The sequence below is a fragment of the Luteolibacter algae genome, assembly GCF_042683045.1.
In the GTDB taxonomy this organism is placed as follows: domain Bacteria; phylum Verrucomicrobiota; class Verrucomicrobiia; order Verrucomicrobiales; family Akkermansiaceae; genus Luteolibacter; species Luteolibacter algae.
Map to the genome: position 1 here is coordinate 22,965 of NZ_JBHUIT010000002.1, position 22,934 is coordinate 45,898.

The window sequence follows — 22,934 nt, forward strand, 5'->3', positions numbered from 1 at the left end:
GCCGTTCCAGGATATTGTGCGAGTGCTGAATGGACTGGAGCTTTTTTCCGCCAGCTTATAAAAATATCCAAATGAACGCTCTGAAATCTTTGTGTCTCGTGCTCGCTGCCATTTTCGTCACGTCCTTGGAGTCCCAAGCTGAGTTAGCTCCGGAAGCCTATAGGAAAATGCAGCTAAGCTCTCCGGAGGCGCTGACGATTCAAGTGGTGGACATCACCAGCACAAGGACGGGTCTCTTTGATTTCAGCGGGGACAGGGCCCAGGAAGTGACTGCAAAAATTATCAAAGTCGAGCGGACGATCACCGGACTAAAAATTGGCGACCATATTGTTATCCGCTACATCAGCGAGAATCCCGGGCGAAAGATTGCCGGACCCGGTCCCATTGCGAAGCTGGAGAAAGGTCGTATTTACCCCGCCTGGCTCGAAATTAGCGCGGGGAAAACCAGTTATTCACCGGCAGCCCGTCGTGCCAGCTTTTCACCCCTTGTTGAGTAAATCCTTCTTGAGCTTCTCCGCCTTCAGCATGCCGCAGCCCGCAGCCACATCGATGCCCCGACGCTGCCTGAAGGTGCAGGGAATACCCGCCTCACGGATAATTTTTTGGAAAGCCAGACCGCTCTCGCTAGCAATTCCTTCGAAGCCATTTGTCGGATTGAGCGGGATAATGTTCACATGGCTGTCGATCCCTTCCAGTAACGCGACCAGACGCTTCGCTGTCTCCGGAGAATCGTTTTTCCCCGCAATCAACGTCCACTCGAAGAAGATTCTCTTCCCCGTCGTTTCGCAATAGCTCCGGCAAGTATTGATGAGCATTTCCAAATTCCATTTCTTGCTGGTAGGAACCAGAGACACCCGTTCCTCTTCTGTGGATCCGTGCAGACTCACCGCCAGCCGGTAGGGACGTCCCTCCTCCGCCATACGGAGGATATGCGGCACGTAGCCAACCGTGCTGATTGCGATTCGAGAAGGGCCGATGGATGATCCGCGCACATCGGAAACCGTATCCATCGCCTTCATCACCGCGTCATAGTTATGCAAAGGCTCTCCCATTCCCATGAGAACGATATTCCGTAAACGACGGTGCGGATGGCTGGCTGCAAGCGCTCGGCGGACATGCAGGACCTGGGCGACGATTTCACCCACAGTCAAATGACGCACAAAACCCATCTGACCTGTGGCACAAAACACACAACCCATCGCACAGCCCGCCTGAGAACTGAGGCAGGCGGTATAGCGGCCATCGTAGCCCATTAGAACTGTCTCAATGACCTGACCATCCTGTAGACGCAGCAAATACTTTCGGGTCAATCCGTCGCTGCTGTGGATTTCCTCCACCTGTGTGGGAGTATCGAGAAAATACTTTTTTCCCTGCCCCACATTTGCTTCCCACCACTTTTTCACGGGAGGAAGGAAATCGCCGGAATCGGCATCCCTGACATGATCCCGATGAATGGCACGCCAGACCGCCTTCGCATGAAATGATAAAACGCCATCGGCCTGCAGCGCATCGGAAAGCTCTGAAAAGCTCAGACCAAGTAAAGAAATAGAAGAAGAAGAAGGTTTCACGGTTCGACAGGGAGTGCGCGGGGTGCGCGGGGAGAAATTTCAACCGGTTGTGCACGGGGAACCACGATTTGCGCCTTTGGCGGCTCCGGCTCCTCCACAGGGATCGCCTTGAGATTGGGCTTCACCAAGATCGCCTTTGGCGGCTCCGGCTCGGCAGGCTTGACTTCCGGCGCCGGCTTTTCCTCAGGCACCGGCTTCGCCGTTGGGACGGGCTCTGCCTTTGGAGTAATTTTGATCGGCTCGTCGCCAGGGGGAGTTTTGCGCATCTTGATCTCGACACGCCGGTTCGGTGCTTGGGCATCGGCATCCCCGGAGGTGATGAGTGGCTGGCTTTTTCCATAGCCTCTTGTGATGATCCGGTCCGGATCCATCCGCATGGACTCGACCAAATAAGCTTTGACCGCTTCCGCTCTCTTTCTCGAAAGTACAAGGTTCGTCTCCTCCCCGCCGATCAGGTCCGTATGACCTTCGATCCAGCAGTAGAGATTGGGATTCTTGTCTATCAGGAGGGCAAGTTTCATCAGCCCGATCTTGGCGCTTTCCCGCAATTCGGAGCGGTTGAACTCGAAGATCAGATCACTCGGAAGCAAGGTCTTTTTCGACAGCAACAGATTCGGCGGAAGATCCAGCAAATCATCCAGCGATTCAATTCCATCAAGCTTCCCGTTTTCCACCAATCCGTTGTTTCCCTGTTTGATAAGCTCGTCGGTGAAATCGGTCATTTTGCCATCATCCACTTGCACAGCGCCCGGATCGACAGTGATCTGGCCTATCGCGGCAGGCTTCAAATCCTCCTCCATTCTGCCGAAATCCGGTAAATCAGCTTCCATATCAATCTCTGTGGAAACCGCGGAATCCACCGCATCCAGATCTCCCTCAGCCAACGGATTGGACATTTTCAAGGCGTATTCCGGATCCAGAATATTGGGAGCGATATCCACTTCTACGTCTTCCGGAAGCAGGTCCAGCAGATCCACTTCCTCGAGAAGCGCCGCACTCTCATCAGGCGGAGTGACTGTCTCCTCCGGCGGCAGAGCATTCTGAGGCTCGTAAGGACGGACTTCTATCTGCCTCACGTTCACCGGCTGAGTGGAAATTTCCTCTCTCTGCTGGATGCCCAGAGCGATTTTGACATGGTCCAGAGCGAAGAAAACCATCACATGCAGCAGCAGAGAAACAAACATCGCGACGGCTGCCCAGCGCCCGAGATGCTCCGGCCCCGGCAGCCGGTAACTACCCGTATCGCGCGAGTCGCTCCATCGAATTTCCTGCTCCATAGGGGATACAATAAACTATGGAATCAAGCTGGCAATGCTGGAAAAATCTGCCTATGGCGTTCTCGGCACCAAACGTGCTAATCCCATATCACAACCTCCAGAAATAATATGCCAGCCAAGAAAACAACAAAGAAAGCCGCCGCTAAAAAAGCTCCGGCAAAGAAAGTCGCGGCAAAAAAAACTCCTATAAAAAAAGAGACCGAGAGCAAGCCCGCAGCGAAAAAGGCCGCGCCTGTCGCCAAGAAATCAGCCGTCAAAAAGCCCACTGCCAAGAAAACAGCCAGCGTGAAGCCAGCACCAACTCTGGAGGAAATCACGAAGGCCGCTTATCTCAACTACCGCCGCCGTGTGGAACAAGGCCTTCCGGGTGACCACGATAGCGATTGGCTGGAAGCCGAGCGCAGCCTGAGCAGCTGATAACCGCATCATAAAACCTTCTGAAACGGAACGCCTGTCACGCCAATGACAGGCGTTTTCATTTAACTTGTTATTCCAAATGGATCGATGATAGTTGATGTATCTTGATCAAAAGAGATGTCATTTGGCTGCCTTTTGAAAGCCATGAACGGATCGGTTTCGATCCCACCGGATGCTCCCGTGATGCTACCTCGCGGCACGCTCCATCTACTTCTCCCGCCTGCCAGTGCGCTACCTTTTCACGCCTGAATTATAAACATCAACCCCATGAACCCCAACACAGAGGCCATGCAACCTGCACTATTTGAAGAAACAAACGCCGTCGCCCCACCACGCAAAACCCGTCGATCAGCGGCAAAAGCGATCGAAGAGTTTGGCCTCAAGGCTCCGTCCAAAATGGGCAAGAACTACGTATTGGATACAAATGTGCTGCTGCACGATCCAGCGTGCCTGGAGAGATTCAAAGAAAACCACATTTGCATTCTGGTGGATGTCCTTGCCGAGCTGGATAAATTCAAGAGCGAGCAATCGGAGCGGGGAGCGAATGCCCGCCGGGTCCATCGGCGCCTTACCGATATTTTTTCCGGTGCCACTACGGTGACGGGAGGCGTAGCCACCCAAGGCGGAGGCACGATACGTTTGGTGATTTATGATCCGGATGCGTGTCCGGATAACATGGATCAATTGAAACAATTTTATCGGATTTTCCCGGACCGTGAGCGTGTGGATCACCGCATTCTTGCCGCTTGCTTCCTTCTGAAGCAATACAATCCGGACGGGCAGGTCGCCCTCATCACAAAGGACATCAATCTTCAGCTCAAAGCACGGGCCGTCAGCGTAGAATGCCAGGATTATCTCAATGACAAGGTCGACGCCCGCGAAGTATCGAACTACGAGGTCCGCCGTATCGAGGTGGATTCCTCCGAGTTACAGCGCTTTGCGAGCAGCGGCGAGTTAACGATCGATCAAGAGCGTTATTACAATATTTCCACCAATGAGTATGTGCTTCTCTGCTGCGGAGATAAACAGACGATTCCCGCTAGATTGCAGTTTGAGAAAAAGTTCGTCAGATTGAACATACCGGAGGTTTTAAAAATTCCCGACGGACAGTCCCTCAAGCCATTGAATCTCGGCCAGCGCTGCCTGATCGACGCTTTGCTCAATCCCGACATTTCACTCGTCACCTGCTATGGACATGCCGGAACCGGAAAGACTCTTGTGGCCGTAGCCGCAGGCTTGCATGAAATGTTCAACCGCAAATATAACGGTATCACTGTGAGTAGACCGGTAGTTTCCATGGGAGATCAATTGGGATTTCTCCCAGGATCGCTGGATGAAAAAATGCGGCCTTGGTTGCAACCAATCCATGACGCTCTCGATCTGTTGATGCGCCCGAATGTTCCTCTCGGTCCGAAACGGAAACAGACCAAACCAAATCCCGGCGGCACTCCACCCAAGAAGCCTTACGAAGCTCTCATGGAACAAGGTATCCTGGAAATAGAAGCTCTCTGCTACATCCGTGGACGCTCCATCCCCAACCGGTTTTTCATTCTCGACGAGGCCCAGCAGCTGACCCCGCAGGAGGCGAAAACGATCGTTACCCGAATGTCCCGTGATTCAAAGCTCGTCCTGGTGGGAGATCCGGCACAGATCGATAATCCCTACGTTGATAGCCGTAGCAATGGACTCGTTTACACCCGGAACCGGCTAAAAGATCAGCCTTTCTCCGCCCACGTCGCCTTGAACCGCGGAGAACGCTCTGAGCTGGCGGAAGCTGGAGCACAGTTGATGTAGAAAAAAATCGGCCTGGATTTCCAAATAGCCACGTTGCGGAATCTACTCCGCCGCGTGGCTATTTTATTTCCTCCAGAATATAGAACCTACGTGGCTCGCCCAGCGCGGATACATGCGTGTAGCTGCCTCCACCCAGCACTCCCGAGAGAGGCTCCCAGGTAGCCAATGTCGAGGAATGATGAATTCTATACGTGGCACCAGGCGCAGCAATCCATGTCAGGACCACATCCTGCCCGGAGATACTCACCACCAGATCCGGTGCACTCCCGCTTATATCAAAAATAGAAATGGATCCGCTCGAAGAGCCCGAAGGATCGTCCTGAGGAACTCCTACTGAAACGTTCCTTCCCGAGATGGCGACTGCCTGACCGAAGAAGTCTGAAGAAGCAGGACTTGGGTGGACCAGCTTATGTTTCTGCACGCCCGTGAGATCGAAAACATAAGCCGCTCCAGCGGAGCTCGCCCCATCATCATCAAAAAAAGCACCAATCACCGCTAGGTCTTCTAATGCGACCGCACTGCCGAACCGGTCATCCGCAGCTCCATCCCGGGGGCTCAATTGAGCGACTTGGCTGCCGGTGGTGAGAGCATATAAGTAAGCCTTTCCCGCACCTAATTCCGTGTCAGAATCATTGCTGTCAAAACCGGGAGCACCGATAAGACATTTCCCGCCATACGCACTTACTGCAGCGCCAAAGACGTCTCCAGTCGTTCCATCAATCGCGGTGATTTTCCTCAGCTGGTTGCCCGACGCGCTATCGAAGAAATAGGCAGCTCCGGAATCCACACCCTTTGCATCCGCAAAAGGCGATCCCACCACCACGAAACTGTCACTGATCCCAACCGCCCCTCCGAATTGATCCGAAGGAGCAGCATCGGAGGCTGTAAGCTTTCGCAGCTGAGCTCCGCTTGAGGCATCAAAGATATAGACAGCGCCGCGGTTATCACCGCTGTCCCCGTCTTTCCATGCCCCGACAACCACGTAACCATTCCCTATTGCAACGGAATACCCGAATTCATCGCCTGCGGCCGCATCGCTCGCGACAAGCTTCATGGGTTGGTAGCCAGCCTCATCCAGCCGGGTGGTCTCGAACAAATAAACAGCTCCGGAGGCATCACCGGCATCATCATCTTCTGGTGCGCCCACCGCAATCCGCGTCCCTGACACAGCAACTGACGCACCAAAGGAATCGCCTGCCACTCCATCATGGGCCCGCAATTTTCTCAGTTGAGTCGCATTCGCCGTATCAAAGAGATAAACCGCACCCGCATTATTGCCCAAGTCATCATCACCTGTGGCACCGGCAACGAGCAGATCTCCGGAACAAGCGATCGCCTGCCCGAGACGATCAAAAGATCCCCCGTCCGCTGCCACGACTTCCTTCCACTCGCCAGCTGCAAAAGCTGAATTCACAATGCAAAAAAATAGTAAGGCACGACGGATCTTCATATGAACTAAAATTAACTTTCCGGACGCAAATTACTCCATGCTTTTTTCCAAAATCAGCAACGCGGCATTTTCCGCCCCCGGCATCTGAAGCACGTCTTCAGCCATGACAAGTGTGCGCAGGCAATGTTTGTAATCGAAACGCTTCGGATTGCCGCTGCGGGAAAGCTCGGAAGCAGTCCTGGAAGTCGGGCTGATATAGATCATACCAGTTGGCGAGACGTCGGCGAGAAAACGTGACACACCAATCCACATCGCCTGGCTGAGTTGTGTTCTGAGATTTTCATTCCTACTCGTCGCCAGATATCGGGAAGCAAACGCCATCCCCACCATTTGGTAGCTGGGATCGAATTCGTTTCTTTCCACGAAACAACCGTCCGCCTGCTGAGCTGCGAGGCCCGCCACAATGTATTCGTCCGCCAATGCCTCCAGCGTGAGATCCCGGCTGAACCATGCGGTCTGCTGTAACGCCGCCGCACGGAGAAAATACCGGTGTCCAAAGGGCAAAAGGTTCGAGCTACTTCCCGCATCATCAGCGATCACGAACCAATGTGCGCACAACTGGCATTTCCTCCGCCATTCTCGGATCGTATTGCGATACATCTGCGGCTGATGTCTACGGAGAGCCAGGCCCGCCCTGCTTGCAGCTTCCAGAAAAAGCGACGCGCTGTGCACTGCGTCCCCGGTGCCGGGAAACGAACCGTCACTAGCTTGGCGCGCGAATCCCCATTCAATCATTTTTATCCCTTCTGCGATCAATTCCTCATCATCCAGAATGATTCCCGTCTCTATCACATCCGCTCCGTATCTTTGCTGCTCTATAAAAAATTGGTCTTCAATTCCCGCTTCCCAATCTTTGTTCACCGAAAGGGCGCCATTTTCTGAAACCGGCAGCGACTCCCCATATTCGTTACGCAGAAACTGTCCATCGGGACGGCTCAATGTGGTGAACAATACGTTCCACCGGCTCGTCCCCCTGGCCGCATCCAAAACCTTTTCGACATCAAAGGATGATGAATCCGGCACCAATCCATTGCCGGGGAAAAGACCCATCGTTCTACCTAGCGCACTCCCGTAAAACGCTCCGTAACGCTCGCCCATTTTCAATGACGGTGTGAACCTCAGCTGGACATCGTCGAAGCTGGAATCACTCAGCTCGCCAGCCTCGACCGCGCTCCCACCCCGTGCACGATCCTCGATCAGTAATACGGTCTTTCCAGTATTTCCAAACAGCAAGAACTGATCTTTCGCGCCGGGATTCGCATCAGCAGCGGAAAAGAGCGGCTGCCTCTTTGTATTATCACCACTTCCCTTGGGGGTGTATCTCCAGGCATTTGAAAGAAAGACGTCCTTTATATTATTCGGAATGACAAAGAAGACGACCCGCTTCCCGAGTAGCTCGAAATCCGCAGGACGGAAATTCACAAAACCACCCGGATCCAGGGTCCTGTCATCCATAAGAATATGTCCGTATTTCACCGCACATTCGCGGAATAGCAGGCTGGAAGCACCGAGATCGGAAACGGTATCCAGCTCCACCACGCCCAGACTAAATTTCATCGGCGACCGATCGTCCAGGAAATCGATGCGGTAGGAAATGTCCTCCGAAGGCATTTGGAAGACTCCTCCCGTTATCTCATATTCGGGCAGATCCATCATCTCAGCAATCAATCTGGCTTTCACACCGCGGGAGCCCAGATCGCTCATTAGACCGGCTTGACCGGCAATGACATCATCATGCTGGGTCACCTCCTTGGCATGCGGAATGATGTCGATCTGAATAACCACATCATCAAAGCTCCCATCTCCTGCTGGCTCATCTTCAAATGCCAGGACGATGGACTTCTCGTCAGATTGGGAAAATCTGGAGGCAACCAATACCTTCCCCAGAGGATTTCTAGCAGCATCCTGACAGATTACATTTTCCCCGTTGCTCGAAGAAATGAGAAAGCGTAGATCCGTCCCGGCTTTCAACAAGCCCAGGCTCATCCGGGATCCCTGCTCAAGGGGACCGTCCGCGCCTGTAGCGACATGACTCCAGATTACCTGACCACCAGGCGGCAATTCCGATAACGCATTGTCATACCACGCCAGAGAGCTGTTCTTTCCCGCACCATCAAATAATAGGGTGACAATCACTTCGCTATCCTCAGTGAGATGAAATGCGTTTTCATCAAAACCTTTGACTGCGGGATCAAACACACCTGTAAAATACTGGTTCCGCACGGAATTCCATTTATCCCGAGCCGCCTGATATGCCTCGTCGGACACTTCGAGAAATCCCAGATCCGTAATTCCATTGGAATCGACCTTCACAAATAATTTTTTACTGGATCCAAGCTCTCCATCGGAAACATTCAGCCGCAAGGTATAGTCACCTGGCTCGGTAAAAGTAAAAAAACTATCCGCCGCCGCCGGAGCGGAGATGAAGCACCCGGAGGCCGGGCCACCCACCAGCTCCCAGGCAACCAACGAACCGCCCGCGGCGGGGAGACCATCATCATCAATGGAAGGGGAAACCCAGAGCCTGGCATTTCCCGAAATATCCATATCCGCCGGATGAATAAATATGTGCGGCGCTTCGTTCCCACGTGCCAATCCTATTAAGGCTGCCACAAGAAAGCATGGAATCGATATATATTTGGCACTCATTCATCCATTAGCTTTGAAAAACTACATTCTTAAAAGCATATAACCGGAGAACCCTAACGTCCTCCGGTTATATCGTTCCTTACATCCAATTAAAAATCGCCTTTTTGGCCTTTCAGGTATCCATCAATCCCATCCCAATCGAGCGTTGGATCCGGAGTTCCCTGATAATATCCGCCACCTCCGAAGCTCATCGGAGCAAGGGCAGGTGTAATACGCAGCCACGTGTCGGAGAAATTCGAATCACTCGCCTCGCCGGCCTCACGGCTGGAAACTCTGCTGTGGTCTTCGATGGCGATGATCGTGCTATCGACATCAGTGAAGCTCATGAATTGATCCAAGGAACCAGGATTGGCATTGATCATGGAGAACAACGGCTGGCGTTTGGTATTATCCCCCGCTCCCCTTGGAGTGTAACGGAATGGATTCGTCACAAACCGATCCAGCTTATTGTGCGGCAGAAGCATCAGAACAACCTGCTTTCCAGCTAGACCAAGAGCGGATGGATCAAAGGTCACCCGATCACCTACATCTGCATTGCGGTTATCGAGCACCGTTACTGCATTGGCAGCAGCGATTTCACGGAATTCCAGCAAGCCTGGGACAACCGTTTGGATCTTCCCGTAATCAACCAGCGACAATGTGAAATCCAACGGACTCTCATCACGCAGCAGCTCAATACTGACCGGTCCTGAAGCAGGAAGCTGGAAAAGATCCGCAGTGATCTCATTGGCAGGATCATTGAGCCCGAGAGAATCGAGAACCGATGAAACCGCATTTGAGTTCAAGCCATCCCGGCCAAACTGAAGTGTAGCAGGTGCAGTTGGGACGATCTCGATCATCACAATAACATCATTGAAGTCATTATCACGTCCTGCTGCCAACTGATCCTCGAAGGCAAGCACGAGCTTATCTCCGGAAACCTCGATCCGTGAGGCCACCATTTCCAAGCCACCGATATTCATGTAGGAGTCCTGATAGATTTTCTGCTCTCCCGCATTTCCGCCATCCATCACCAGACCGAGCCTCAATTCCGTGCCCGCAGGTAGGATGCCCAGGCTGGCAGTCGAGCCGGGGACCAGCGGTGCGGCTGGGCCGGTTCCAAACTTTTTCCAGAATACATCCCAGCTGCCTGCAGGATCCGCAGCATCATACCACGCGACAGAGTTCACATGTTTTGCCCCATCATAGATGACGGTTACGAAGACTTCGGAGTCCTCCTCCAGATAAAAACGCTCTTCATCAAAGCCACGCTTCTCATCCTCCAGAGGAATGCCCTGGGTATTGCAATTGAGCTTGGTCTTCACCTCATTCCATACATCGCGGGCATAGCTGTAGTAGGTTGGGTCTACGCCGTAGCTGAGAAGCTGGGCATCCGTCAGTTGGAACTCGATGTAATTGTCCTCCAGATTGCAGAGTGGACATGGGTCAAGATCTGTCGGGATCCCGTCGTTATCGTCGTCCTCGTCCAGGAAGTTCGGAGATCCATCGCCATCAGAATCCAGGACAAGTCCGGTGCGGGCATTTTCATCGCGGTCGCTGACACCATCGTTATCTGAGTCTGTGTCCAGTGCGTTGGGAATACCATCACCATCGAAGTCTCCGCGCCCTTCGTCACCATTCAGAATACCATCGCCATCTTCATCACGACCGTCGAAGCCGTCGAGATAATCGATAATGCCGTCACCATCGGTATCGCCATCGCCTTCTTCTCCATCGGATAAGCCATCGTTATCGGAATCCGCATCAAGGGTATTGGGGAGGCCATCCCCATCAGCATCACCCGGAGCCTCGTCCACATCCAAGCGGCCGTCTCCATCCGAATCCGTATCCAGGTGATTCGGGGTTCCATCTCCATCCACATCAAAGGCATCCGGAATACCGTCTCCACTACTATCGGTGTAGTCGGTGAGCGTTCCATCGCCATTGTCTCCATTATCGATTGTGTCTGTCCAGTTACGGATACCATCTCCGTCCTCGTCACCATTCGGATTATAGGTTCCTCCTTCGAAGTCATCCTGTGTGCCATCGTTATCATCATCGATATCGTATTCATCGGAGATACCATCGCCGTCTGTATCAACGACTAGAATTTCGTTGGAATTGATCGTCCCGTCATTGATATTTGTTTTCGGCGCACTGGCAACCCAAGTTACACTTCCGTTCACAAGGTTTACGCGATACGCACCAGTGCCGCGGTTATCAAAGCCGTAGACCGCCCCGTTGAAATCGCAGATCAAGGCACCGAAAGTTTTTCCATTATTTCCGAGAACGATGGTATTTCCGTTCGTCCGGTCAACCTCGAAAAAGCCACCATTGCTCGTGCTGCCATACATTTTCCCATTCACCGGATTGAACGTCAGGTCAATCTCTGTGGAGTTCGGGTTCGGGCTATGGGCAAAATTTTTCTCAACGCTCATTGTTTTCACGTTGATGCCGAAAAGACGACCACCGCCGGAAACCCAATAGAGCCCGTCATCAGCGAAAGTTCCCGCCACATATGACCGGGGGAGACCCGCAATTTTTCCCATTCTGATGATACTGCCGTCACTGCCGATACGTAGCAACTCGGGAGAATTCGTCGTAGTATCAAGCCCGTAGATATAATCGTCCGCCGTGTTGTAGGCGATTGCATTGTAGGTCAATCCGTGATCGGTATTTCCGATCTTGATGAAGACGCCTTTGTTCACATCCACCAGCGCAAACTGGGTGGGAGAATTATATGACTCAAATGCAAATCCGGAACCCGCAAAGGCAGGCTGGTAGTCCCGATAGTCGGGAATTCCATCCGCATCGGTATCATTAAAGCCTTCCACAGCGTCCAGAGCACCATCGCCATCGGAATCGAGGTCGAGATAATCCTTTGTGCCGTCGTTGTCGGTATCCAGAGTAAGTGTTTCCTCGGAATTCCATAGTCCATCCTTATCGCTGTCTTCACCTGGAGCGTCCGGCGTTCCATCGTTATCGGAATCCGTATCTTCAAAATCCGGGATACCGTCTCCATCGAAATCCCCCGAACCTTCGCGGAAATCCTCTACTGAGTCGTTGTCGGAATCCGTATCAATGTATCCGGGCTGCCCGTCCGCATCGATATCGCTGCTCCCATCAATGGAATCGGGAATGGTGTCTCCGTCGGAATCCAGATCCAAAAAGTTCGGCAATCCGTCGCCATCCACATCAAGTTTTCCTTCAAATGCGTCGAGCAAGCCATCGCCATCAGAATCCAGATCGATAAAATTCGCCGCACCATCACCATCGCTGTCGGTGGTGAAAGGCACGAAGGAAATATCATCCAGACCGAAAGCCGATGCCTGGAGTGTCGTCTTTGCGCTTACAATTTCCAGTTTCACCGAAGTAGCGCCCTCATTGTAGTATGCCGCATAAGTGCGCTCCCATTCGCCTGGGTCACCTCCAATTACGGGAACTCCCAGAGAAACTCCGTTGACCCTCAGATCAAGCGCTGGCCCTAAATTGGGGATCGCCGTGGCCACCGCCGCAGAGAACGCATAAGTCATCCCCGGCTCTACGGGAACTTGTTGACTCCAGACTACTTCGCCTACCGTAGGTCCGGTCAGCACTGCCATCATATTTCCGCCGCCGCTGGCGTCTCCGAAGGAAAGGAAATTCACCGTTGCCCCATTCGCATCCTCGGTGATCTCATACGCCCCATTAGGCTGTGGGACACCTTGATCTATCTGGCCGAGCGTTTTCTTATACGAGGTGGAGAACCCGGTATTTCCCAAAGTAAAATCTCCGTTGGCAACGAGTTCGATACCTCCCTTTGCGGCAAAGGATTCTTCAGCATTCGGGATTCCATCACCATCGACATCGCCGTCGGCACCATCCGGGATCCCGTCCTCATCAGAGTCCGCGTCCAGGTAATTTGCCAGACCGTCGCCGTCATTATCAGCGCTACCTTCCACGGAATCTTTAAGCCCGTCATTGTCGGCATCTGTATCAAGATAGTTTGCGATACGATCATTATCCGGATCTGCAATACCCTCTTCGGCATCCGTCCTTCCATCGCCATCAGAGTCCGTGTCCCGGAAATTTGCGATTCCGTCACCGTCGACGTCCGCAGTTCCTTCAATCGCATCCGGAATGCCATCGTTATCTGAGTCCCTATCCCGGTAATCGGCAAGTCCATCGTTATCTGAGTCCGCATCTTGTTCGATCAAGTCGCTGATTCCATCGGCATCGGAATCTTTATCCAGATAGTCTTTGATTCCATCACCATCGGTATCTGGATTCACATCCACATAGCTTCCCGCATTGATGAGAAAAGACTCAGGGCCGGATACACCGCTCCAGAATTCGCTGCGGATTTCAATGTGCCTGAGGTCTTTCATCACTGCCTCGAACTTTTCCTGGGTCGCCTCGAAGGCGGAAGCAGTCAGCGGCACCGAATACTGGCAAACTTCTCCGAAGGCAGCCGCCGGCGGCTGACTCTCGAAAAAGCCATGCTTCAAGTCCATGTTGATTTCGACTCCGGAGTTCGAAACAAACGCCACATCCCGCGTGGTCGTCGTAGCCCACTTCCCGTTCAGATTCTTTACCAGAATACCGAACTTCAGATGTGATCCGATCGAAGCAGACTGATCACCTGTCCATTCGGTAATACGGAAATAGCCGTAGCCGGACTCGGTATCATTGAACTCGAGCGCGGCCAGCCCATGGGCGGTTGTCTCCGCGACGGATCCTTTCCAGCCGGCATAAGCACCTGAACCAAAAGCTCCGGAAGCAACCACAAGATCGGAAGAAACACTGCTGAAGTTATCGAACTCCACAGTATCCACGATGGTATCCGCGTCAGCGTCAGCAGCCATAATATTCTGCTGGAGCGCCAAAGCGCAGATAATTCTAAAACATGTTTTCATAGTAAATTCTGAAGATTTATAATTCCCGAAACTCCGGATTAAGCTTTCCACGGTCCTCTGATGATCACGCCTGCGACAGGGGGAATCCCCTGCGCGGAGCCCGTCCAAGGACCGGCGACAACATTATTTTCCCCACGGCTTCCACTAGGCCTTGCCGCGTGGCTACTTCCGGATTCTTCCGCTCTGTTGAGCTGAGTGAGGCTGTAGAAGGAGATAATGTTCATGATCTTATTTTTTGGTTGAGGCTTTCAGGAGGCGATTACGTTAACTTTATACCCTCCCACTTGCTTTCGCGGTATAACGCCTTCACGGCTACGTCATCGCGGAGGGAGCCGGCGCTTTCAAAGGCCGGCAATCAGAACACAAAAAAAAGCCACCGGATTTCTCCGGTGGCTTTTGGGAAACAGATCTGGGAGGCGGATTATGCCTTGAAGTTTTCCGAGACAACATCCCAGTTAACCACGTTCCAGAATGCATCGATGTAAGCAGGGCGCTTGTTCTGATAGTTCAGGTAGTAAGCATGCTCCCAGACGTCGAGGCCAAGGATTGGAGTGCCGCCGCAGCCGCCGAACTCTTCTCCCATGATCGGATTGTCTTGGTTTGCCGTAGAGCCGACACAGAGCGAGCCATCAGATTTTTTGCACAGCCACGCCCAGCCGGAGCCGAATTGACCCGCACCCGCATCCGCGAATTTTTTCTTAAAATCCTCGAAAGAGCCAAAGGCTTTGTCGATCGCTTCCGCGAGGTCGCCGGAGGGTGCACTGGCACCGCCCGGAGAAATAACTTTCCAGAAAAGTGAATGGTTCACGTATCCACCACCATTGTTGCGCACCGCAGTGCGGATATCCGCCGGCACAGCTGCAAGATCCGAGATAAGTGCCTCCGCGCTTTTGGATTCGAGATCGCTTTTGCCTTCGATCGCAGCGTTGAGCTTATCTGTGTAAGCCTGGTGATGCTTGTCGTGATGGATTTCCATAGTTTTCGCATCGATGTGTGGCTCGAGCGCGTCAAAGGAATATCCGAGGTCAGGTAATGTATAAGCCATAATATAAAAGTGGTTGTTTGTCTGGTTTGAATTGTCGCGGGGACACAGGGAAAGCATGATCCCGCCAACAACTTACATCAACGCTAGCTTTTCCCTGGCCGCAAGCAGAAATCTCCCATGTCAGAACTTGAACCCTATATCCCATATATTGCCACGGCACTAGTCGCCCTTTTTGTTGGCTGGCTTATTACATTTCTTGCAGCCGGCAGTGGCAAATCCGCGCTTCTCGAGCGCTTGAAGGCGGAAGAGCGCCGCTCCGCGGAAATCGAAGCACGGCTGGCGAATGCCGAAGCTGAAGCGGAGCGCAGTGAAACAGAAGCCCTCACATACCGCACACAGCTTGGCGAGCTCACCAGCCGCCTGGATGCGGAGCGCAAAGCCGCCAATGAGAAACAAGCCCTTTTGGAGCGGGCGGAGGCCACACTATCAAACACCTTCAAAGCTCTCTCTGCAGACGCACTGCGGGGTGCCTCCGAGCAATTTCTCCATCTGGCCAAGTCCACCCTCGCCGCCCAGACTGAAGAAGCGAAAGGTGATATTGAAAAGCGGAAAACGGCGATCGAATCGCTCGTCCGGCCAGTAGCCGAGTCTTTGGGAAAATTCGAGCTCCGCATCGGGGAAATCGAGAAAATCCGTGAAGGCGCTTATTCCGCGCTGAAGGAGCAGGTTCGCGCCCTCGGCGAAGGCCAGCTTGGGTTACAACGGGAAACCGCCTCCCTGGTGAAAGCCTTGCGCCAGCCGACCGGCCGCGGCCAGTGGGGTGAAATGCAGCTCCGGCGCGTTGTCGAGCTCGCCGGGATGCAGGAACACTGCGATTTCTCCCTCCAGACATCGGTCACGACCGATGAAGGCAAGCGCCTGCGTCCGGATCTGGTGGTGAAACTACCTCTGGGTAAAACAATCGTCATCGATTCCAAAACACCTATGGACGCATACCTCAATGCACTTGAGTCCGCCGATGACAAGGAGCGCACGAATTTCCTTCTTCAGCACGCCCGCCAGCTACGCGATCATATTCAACAGCTTTCCTCGAAGAAATACACAGAACAGTTTCCCGAAAATCCTGAATTCACCGTGCTTTTTCTACCCAGCGAATCCTTCTTTTCCGCAGCTCTCCAGGCAGACCCCGGCTTGATCGAGCGCGGTGTGGAAAATGGTGTGATTCTCGCCACTCCGACGACCTTGATCGCGCTTCTCAAGGCTGTAGCCTACGGCTGGAGACAAGAGGCTCTGGCTATCAATGCAAAAGAAATCTCGGAACTTGGCCGCACCATGCACGAGCGGCTCGGGAAACTGGCGGAACATTTCGGCAAGCTTGGCAACTCGCTCAATAGCGCGGTAAGCCACTATAACAGCGCCATTGGCTGCTACGAGACCCGCGTGCTAAGCACGGCCCGGAAGTTTGAGGCATTAAAAGCCGCTCCAGAGGGGATGACTCTTCCTGATCTTGATGCGATCGATAAAAGCACCCGCCCATTGCTCACTGCGAATCCCGATGTCGATATCGAAGCCGCTGACGATTTCGCATTCGTCCCGGAGAAAGATACCGCCTCCAAAAATGCAGCCAGCGATCTCCGCAGTGCTTTTGAGGACTTTTAGCAAGGGCAAATGATCATCCAACGGCTTCCTTTTTCCTACGAGGGTATCGACGGTGATATCCAGCGGCTTGGAGCGTTGCTCAAGCATGCTTTCACTACCGCCGGGTTACGGTTTAGCGGGCGATTGTCGATCCTGAATCTCGCCTGCGGACGGGCGGACGAGACCGGTGTGCTTTCCACTGCCATCGCACCGGCAGAATGCGGATTCTACCTCGGGATGGACTTGCGGGCGGACGCGGTGGCGGAGGCCAGAAGACGCTGGGAGCTAGTGGATGGTGAAATCGATTTCCGTGAAGGAAATGCCGCCATGATCGGCAGGATGAAATTGCTGCCAAAGTTCGATCTCATTTTCATCCGTCATCAGAATTACTGGCATGAGCCTATGGTCTGGGAAGGGATCATTGATGAAGCCTTGGCCGCTTTGGACGATAGCGGAGTGCTTGTCTGCACGTCCTATTTCGATTTGGAGCACGAGCTCCTGGTTGCAAGCCTGCGCACACGTGGAGCACAGATTCTCGTAAATCTCCGGCATCCGTTCTCCCGGGAGCTACCGGATGCCGAAGGAAAAAGCGTGGATCGCTGGGTGGCGATATTTAAAAAAGATCCGCTTTAAATATGGACGATCACCCGCTCGTGCGGGTAACGCGCTTTCGGCGCTACTGCGTATTTGTCATCCGCGGAGCGATAGCCGAGCGCACATGCCACGGCTGTCGCATACCCACTATCCTTCAGGCCCAGCACCTCATCGTATCCATCGGCGGAAATTCCCTCGAGAGGGCACGAATCGATCCCCATGAGTGCTGCTGAAGACATCAGCTGCCCGAGCGCGATGTAGACCTGCCGGGCGTTCCACGCCTGTTGCTCAGCTGGGGTTTTGCCAGAGGAGAAAGAAGAAATCACGCCCGATAACCCTGCCAGAGCATCGAGAGGTGTGCCTTGCACTTCCGAAAGCCGTGCGATCCAGGAATCGATATCCTGCCGGGAGAGATCTGTGCGCGCCGTAAGAACCACCAGATGCGAGGCATCCGTCACCTGGCTCTGCCCCCAGGATTCCGCCTTGAGTTTTTCACGGATATCCGGGGAATCGATCACGAGGAACTTCCACGGCTGAAGCCCGAAGGAAGATGGAGTCAGCGTCAAAGATGTCTCAATAGCCGACCAGACCTCAGGTAAAATTTTTTGAGAAGAATCGAAAACCTTGGTCGCGTAGCGGAAATTCAGAGCAGATAGTAACTCGCTTGGTGAGATGGACATGATAAGGGCACTATTGGGTCTCCAGACTGAAAGGCAAGGAGGCGGAAGGGAAATCTTTCAATGTCAGGCTAAAGACGATGCCGAACTCATCCTCGTAGCGGTTATCCCGGTGGCTGATGCCCACTCCGGCGACCCAGTTTCCCAAATCGCGCTGAAGCACATACTGCTGCAGCTCCAGGATACCATCGTCCATTTCCATGACATGGTTCGTGCCAACACCCCAGTTCTCGCTGAGCCGCAGATAGGTATCCAGCTCGATACGATCCGAATCCAAGAGCACTGGATGATTGCTAAGATGGCGATAACCCAGGGCGAACTCCAGGTTCTCATGCGGCATGAATCTTACGCGGGAGCTGAGCTCCGAGAAACCGGATCCTCCGTCGATCACAGGAACCTGGGTTTCCAGATCGAGACCCAGCCAAGGCAGCGGCTGCCACCGGATATCATTGTAAAGATTTGAGAAACTCCGGTTTCCTTCCGGATCATCCACGTAGGAATCCATGTAGGTATCGACAAACAGCCATTCGTGGGATTGATCGTCCCGGCGGGTGATGAGGTGGTTCCGTGCGCCGAAGCGGACGATATTCCAGCTGTCAAACTCATCAATCGCCGTGAAACGCGATGGATCCAGCGAGCGCGGACGGGTGGTAAATGTCAGACGATCGATTTTCGGATAATCCGAGCTCAACTCATCCGCGGCAACTACCGACCAATTCACGTAGGCCTGCATCACGTGTAGAATTCCGTTCAGCCCCAATCCCGGGTTTTCATAGTTTCCGTAATCCTTGGAGAGTTTCACCGCTGCTTCCGCACCGCCATGCAGCATAAATCGGGCATCGGACTCGGCAGGTCCCTGGACGGAAGAGTAATGGGTATATGCCCCACCCACGTGCGGGGTGAGCGTAAACCAATCGCTATAAGTGATCGGGGCCGAAAATGAATGATTGGTATGGAATCGGTTGAAACCGGTATCGAGCAGCTGCGAGCGGATGGACTCCGCACGGGGATCGCCCGGCGGCAGAGACCGTATGAGCTGCACCAGGGATCGCTCGTATCCATTGAGCTGGGAAAGCAGATCCGGATTGAGCGGAGTGCCAGCGGGCTGCGCGAGAAGTGGATCGATGATGTTGCGCCGGGTTAAATCCGCTGCCTGCACTCCGCGGACGGAAAATGAAGTCTGCCCCTCATGCAATAGCGGAGAGCCAAACAATGGCCTGCGGACCTGATCGAGAGCAATCTCGGGACTTTGGGTATCCTCACGGTAGAAGTCATTTACCCGGATCCGCCCGAAGATCGAGAGCAAGGAAGTCTCGTCACGGCGGAAAAGCCCGATGGTATTGTCCGGTGCCGGATTGGAGCGAAAGATGTCCGGCTGGAAATCCTCCAGATAATATTGATCCGAAAGCAGGGTCAAATTCGTATCGAACCTCCAATCGGCATTCGGTTCGAAGTCCAATTCCTGACGATCTTTCAGCTGGACCTCATAGCGGTTGGGATCCGTGGAAAAACGCGGAATGCCGGTCCGTGAATCCTCCGGATCAAGATCGTGAAGGTAATAGAAGCTCAGCCCGGAGATTTCTTCCCGATTTTCTTCACGGATATCGATAAGATCGAGACCGACTCCCGCACCACGCGTCGTCCGGATGTCAAAATTCCATTTGGAAAGCAGCCAGGCATTCTCGTTTTCACCGGTCAGAGGGTTCGGCTCCCCACCGAGCATGATTCCATAGCTGTTCAAGAGGTATGGCCCCCAGTTCGAACGTGCTCCGGGCACGAAATGATAGCCCAGCTCCGCATCAAGTGGCTGGCTGAAATATGGCAGCCAGAAAACCGGCGTTTCTCCCGCGTAAAGTTTGAGATTTTTGAAGGTAACCTTATCTCCCGGATAAACTGTCGTCTTATCGGAACGCACCCAGAAATTCGGGTTTTGCACATCGTGCGTTGTAATCCCCGCATGCTCTCCGATGAAGATTTGTTTACCGTTTACGGATTCACCGGTGAATTTACCGGATTCCAGCAAGATCGGATCCATCGAGACCCGCAATCCCGAGGCGTCCAGCCGGCCGGACTCATAATAATAAACCGCCGCATCGCCGCGCTGCAGAATATTGTCTTCGTAGACTGATACATTCCCCACGAAGGTGACGGACTTTTCCTTCAAATCCACGTTCGCGCGATCGGAAAAAATTTCCAAACCATTATCTCCTGTGACATGGACAGGCCCACCCAGCCGTATCCCGTCCTCCAGATTTCCTTCTATGGTGCCACCGAGGTTATCGATTTTGAGATTATCCGGCAGGCTCGGTCCCTCCGTCATCGCTCCGAGTGGAATTTCCGGGGCTGGCACGGGCTGGATGAGATCGACAGGCGGTGGCACGGAGCCATCCGGCAAAAGCTGCCCTTCCTGAGCGGACAGGGTGAGTGACAGAAGCGGGAAAAGCCTTGCGGCGGCCGGGATTCGGAAGGACGACATCGCCGCAAAGTGAACAGGAAAGCACCGGGGTAAGTAAAGGAACAAGATGGATTCCCCTAAAGACCCTCCAAGCCCTGCATTCCGGCGTTTAACGCAGTCCAAGCGCATAGCGCACTTCCGGATCCTTCAGTGCATCTGTAAGTAAAGGGTGCCGCAACAGAGTGCTGAAACGTTTCTCCCGGGCAAGATTTCTCAGCTCCGGCTCGTCCACAATGATAGCACGTGGATAAGGACGCCCCGTGTCTGGATCAAGCACAGGCGCCAACGGGTTCTCGGGATTTGCTGCAATAATCTTGGCGAGTTTGACTCTCGGGTCGGAGGTAAGCGGATCCAGGTAACCCATCACTTCTGGCGGGATCGCTACAGCAATGGAGTTTTTGAGCCGACCGCCCAGCCCCCAGCTCTCGCCGGTCTTCTGAGTGGATTCCTTGATGTCCGCGATGGAGCTGAAATGATGTAGAATTGTTGCTGCCATCAGGCAAAGAAGCGCCGCAGGAAGCAACGTAACCATCAGCCGGAAGACCAATTGCCCGATTGAACGTGGAGCCACATCCTCCGCCGCCTTTGGAAGCGGTGCGCGAAAAAAACCAATGATTTTCCGCAAAACCACAAGCGTTACCAAAAAAGCCAGGATCGGTAGCCCCGTAGTGATCACAGGAGAAGTTTTCCCTGTCCATTCGATCGCCAAAGCCGGGGCTTTTTGCCAAACCTCGAAGCCAGCCCAAGCACTCGCCACCAAGAATGCCGAGTTAACAAAAGTCCTCGCCAGCCCCCGCAGAAACATGTAGCCGGCACATACCGCAAAGACGATGAGAGCTGCCGTGCCTAGAGAGATTTCCGGAAGGGTTTCCATACGAAGCTCACACTCGCATGATCGCCCGTTGGCGCAACAAGTGATCGGTAAGGACCAGAGTCGCCATCGCTTCGACGATCGGAACCGCACGTGGGAGCACGCAGGCATCGTGTCTACCACGTCCTTGCAGTGTGGTATTTTCCCCCTTGTCGGTGACGGTGTCCTGCTGGGAAATGATCGTTGCCGTAGGCTTGAAGGCCACCCGGAAGATGATGGTTTCACCATTGGAAATGCCACCCTGGACACCGCCTGAATGATTGCTGGTTGTGCGGATCTTTCCGTCTTTCATGACGAATGGATCGTTGTGTTCCTTGCCTGTGAGAAGCGTCCCGGAAAAGCCCGAGCCAATTTCAAAACCCTTTGTCGCGGGAATCGAAAGCATTGCCTTGGCCAATTCCGCCTCCAGCTTGTCGAAAATCGGTTCACCCAAACCCGGAGGACAATTCCGTATGACACACTCGATCACCCCTCCAACAGAATTTCCGTCGGAGCGGATCTTCTTGATATGCTCGATCATGTCTGCGGCCATTTCGGGATCCCCGGTGCGGACGATATTTGATTCGATGGTTTCGGCGGTCACCGTCTCCGGATCCACATTTGCCTCGAGATGCTGAATCGTCTTCACCCATGCAAGCACTTCAATGCCCGGAGCGATCTTATCCAAAACCTGTTTCCCTACCGCCGCTGCCGCCACGCGGCCAATCGTCTCGCGGGCGGATGCTCGTCCCCCACCCGATGGAGCACGGATACCATACTTCGCATCATAGGTGTAATCCGCATGGGAAGGACGGTATTTCACGGCCATCTCCTCGTAGGCCGAGGGGCGCTGATCCGTATTGCGAACCAGGATCGAAATCGGCGTGCCCAGAGTTTTCCCATCGTGAAGGCCGGAGAGAACTTCCGCAGTGTCCGCTTCTTTACGCGGAGTGACAATCTCGGATTGACCGGGACGGCGCCGATCCAGCTGATACTGAATGTCTTCGAGAGAAACCGGTATGCACGGAGGGCAACCATCGATAATCACGCCGACTCCTCCGCCGTGTGACTCGCCATAAGTATGAATGCGGAAAATTTCGCCAAAAGTGGATGACATGGGAAGAATAAGGAAAAATGATCTTACAAAATGCGCCGGGGCGCTGGAGAAACGTGTAGCTATTCCAAGTGCTTGGCCAGCTTGAAGGGCAGCAAGAAACGCAGAACCGCTTGGCGGAACGGCGGGTTGATCTCGAGACATGTTACGGAACCTTTCCGGACCTCGATGCAATCTCCCGCCGCGCCTAACGCGTATTCAATGAACTGGGAGAAATCGGGCTCATGCCCGACAAGCATGACGGTCTCGAAATCACGGAAGCCGGCCAGCTCGGTCACCGCTCTAACCGGGTTCATCCCTGCGGATAACCAGGATTGACTGATCGCTCCGGGCAATCTTGCCGCCATCGTAAAGGCATCCGCCGTTTGTCTTGTCCGGACCAGCGGACTGCAAAGAACGAGATCCGGCAACATTTCAGCCGCGGACAGGACACGTGCTGCTTCCCTGGCTTGCTGGTGGCCTTTTTCGACCAAAGCTCGTGAGAAATCGGTCCCTCCAGCCGGCCTGCGTTCTTCTGCTTTCCCATGGCGGAGTAATAGAAGATTCATAGACTGGAAGGATTCGATTGATTGGGAAGCAGGTCTCTGCTGCG

General features: G+C 53.6%; 17 protein-coding genes. 5 read left to right on the plus strand and 12 right to left on the minus strand.

Going from position 1 to position 22,934, the window contains the following annotated elements:
- Positions 1-71 precede the first annotated feature (71 nt).
- A complete protein-coding gene (locus ACFSSA_RS01405) occupies positions 72-497 on the plus strand; it encodes a hypothetical protein (protein ID WP_386817980.1) in 426 nt (141 codons plus the stop codon).
- On the opposite strand, the gene rlmN is transcribed toward ACFSSA_RS01405, so the two are convergent.
- On the minus strand, positions 480-1,568 hold the full coding sequence (gene rlmN / locus ACFSSA_RS01410) for a dual-specificity RNA methyltransferase RlmN (RefSeq protein ID WP_386817981.1): 1,089 nt from the start codon (positions 1,566-1,568) through the stop codon (positions 480-482). The two genes, ACFSSA_RS01405 and rlmN, sit on opposite strands and share 18 nt — an antisense overlap.
- Positions 1,565-2,845 (minus strand): OmpA family protein, encoded by a 1,281-nt coding sequence (locus ACFSSA_RS01415; protein WP_386817982.1) that lies wholly within the window; start codon positions 2,843-2,845, stop codon positions 1,565-1,567. The genes rlmN and ACFSSA_RS01415 overlap by 4 nt, the downstream gene beginning before the upstream one ends.
- A gap of 108 nt (positions 2,846-2,953) precedes the next feature.
- Between ACFSSA_RS01415 and ACFSSA_RS01420 the strand changes: the two genes are divergently transcribed.
- Together ACFSSA_RS01420 and ACFSSA_RS01425 are read left to right on the plus strand one after the other, a co-directional pair.
- Positions 2,954-3,262, plus strand: a complete 309-nt coding sequence (locus ACFSSA_RS01420) for a hypothetical protein (RefSeq protein WP_386817983.1) — start codon at positions 2,954-2,956, stop codon at positions 3,260-3,262.
- Positions 3,263-3,529: 267 nt separating this feature from the next.
- A complete protein-coding gene (locus tag ACFSSA_RS01425) occupies positions 3,530-5,056 on the plus strand; it encodes a PhoH family protein (protein WP_386817984.1) in 1,527 nt (508 codons plus the stop codon).
- 58 nt (positions 5,057-5,114) lie between these two features.
- Here ACFSSA_RS01425 and ACFSSA_RS01430 read toward each other — a convergent pair whose 3' ends face one another.
- The 5 genes from ACFSSA_RS01430 to ACFSSA_RS01450 all read right to left on the minus strand — a co-directional run bounded on the left by ACFSSA_RS01430 (position 5,115) and on the right by ACFSSA_RS01450 (position 15,074).
- On the minus strand, positions 5,115-6,470 hold the full coding sequence (locus ACFSSA_RS01430) for a hypothetical protein (protein ID WP_386817985.1): 1,356 nt from the start codon (positions 6,468-6,470) through the stop codon (positions 5,115-5,117).
- 66 nt (positions 6,471-6,536) lie between these two features.
- Positions 6,537-9,155 (minus strand): hypothetical protein, encoded by a 2,619-nt coding sequence (locus ACFSSA_RS01435; RefSeq protein ID WP_386817986.1) that lies wholly within the window; start codon positions 9,153-9,155, stop codon positions 6,537-6,539.
- Between the two features lie 89 nt (positions 9,156-9,244).
- Complete coding sequence (locus tag ACFSSA_RS01440; protein WP_386817987.1) at positions 9,245-13,978, minus strand: DUF6923 family protein; 4,734 nt, start codon at positions 13,976-13,978, stop codon at positions 9,245-9,247.
- Between the two features lie 89 nt (positions 13,979-14,067).
- Entirely contained in the window at positions 14,068-14,253 is a 186-nt protein-coding gene (locus ACFSSA_RS01445) for a hypothetical protein (protein WP_386817988.1), read from the minus strand.
- A 197-nt stretch (positions 14,254-14,450) separates the two neighbouring features.
- Positions 14,451-15,074 (minus strand): superoxide dismutase, encoded by a 624-nt coding sequence (locus ACFSSA_RS01450; protein ID WP_386817989.1) that lies wholly within the window; start codon positions 15,072-15,074, stop codon positions 14,451-14,453.
- A gap of 117 nt (positions 15,075-15,191) precedes the next feature.
- Here ACFSSA_RS01450 and ACFSSA_RS01455 point away from each other — a divergent pair, with 117 nt between their 5' ends.
- Positions 15,192-16,673: a DNA recombination protein RmuC gene (locus ACFSSA_RS01455; RefSeq protein ID WP_386817990.1), complete on the plus strand. Its 1,482-nt coding sequence runs from the start codon at positions 15,192-15,194 to the stop codon at positions 16,671-16,673.
- Positions 16,674-16,682: 9 nt separating this feature from the next.
- The gene (locus ACFSSA_RS01460) at positions 16,683-17,285 is read left to right on the plus strand and encodes a hypothetical protein (RefSeq protein WP_386817991.1); all 603 of its coding nucleotides are present in this window, start codon (positions 16,683-16,685) and stop codon (positions 17,283-17,285) included.
- Here ACFSSA_RS01460 and ACFSSA_RS01465 read toward each other — a convergent pair.
- From ACFSSA_RS01465 to ACFSSA_RS01485, 5 genes are all read right to left on the minus strand, one after another.
- Positions 17,282-17,926 (minus strand): NAD(P)H-dependent oxidoreductase, encoded by a 645-nt coding sequence (locus tag ACFSSA_RS01465; RefSeq protein ID WP_386817992.1) that lies wholly within the window; start codon positions 17,924-17,926, stop codon positions 17,282-17,284. The two genes, ACFSSA_RS01460 and ACFSSA_RS01465, sit on opposite strands and share 4 nt — an antisense overlap.
- A 10-nt stretch (positions 17,927-17,936) precedes the next feature.
- Positions 17,937-20,399, minus strand: coding sequence for an LPS-assembly protein LptD (locus ACFSSA_RS01470; protein WP_386817993.1), 2,463 nt, complete (start codon positions 20,397-20,399; stop codon positions 17,937-17,939).
- An 88-nt stretch (positions 20,400-20,487) separates the two neighbouring features.
- Positions 20,488-21,252, minus strand: a complete 765-nt coding sequence (locus ACFSSA_RS01475; protein WP_386817994.1) for a hypothetical protein — start codon at positions 21,250-21,252, stop codon at positions 20,488-20,490.
- A gap of 7 nt (positions 21,253-21,259) precedes the next feature.
- Entirely contained in the window at positions 21,260-22,345 is a 1,086-nt protein-coding gene (gene aroC / locus ACFSSA_RS01480; RefSeq protein WP_386817995.1) for a chorismate synthase, read from the minus strand.
- A gap of 59 nt (positions 22,346-22,404) precedes the next feature.
- Positions 22,405-22,890, minus strand: coding sequence for a SixA phosphatase family protein (locus tag ACFSSA_RS01485; protein ID WP_386817996.1), 486 nt, complete (start codon positions 22,888-22,890; stop codon positions 22,405-22,407).
- Positions 22,891-22,934 lie beyond the last annotated feature (44 nt).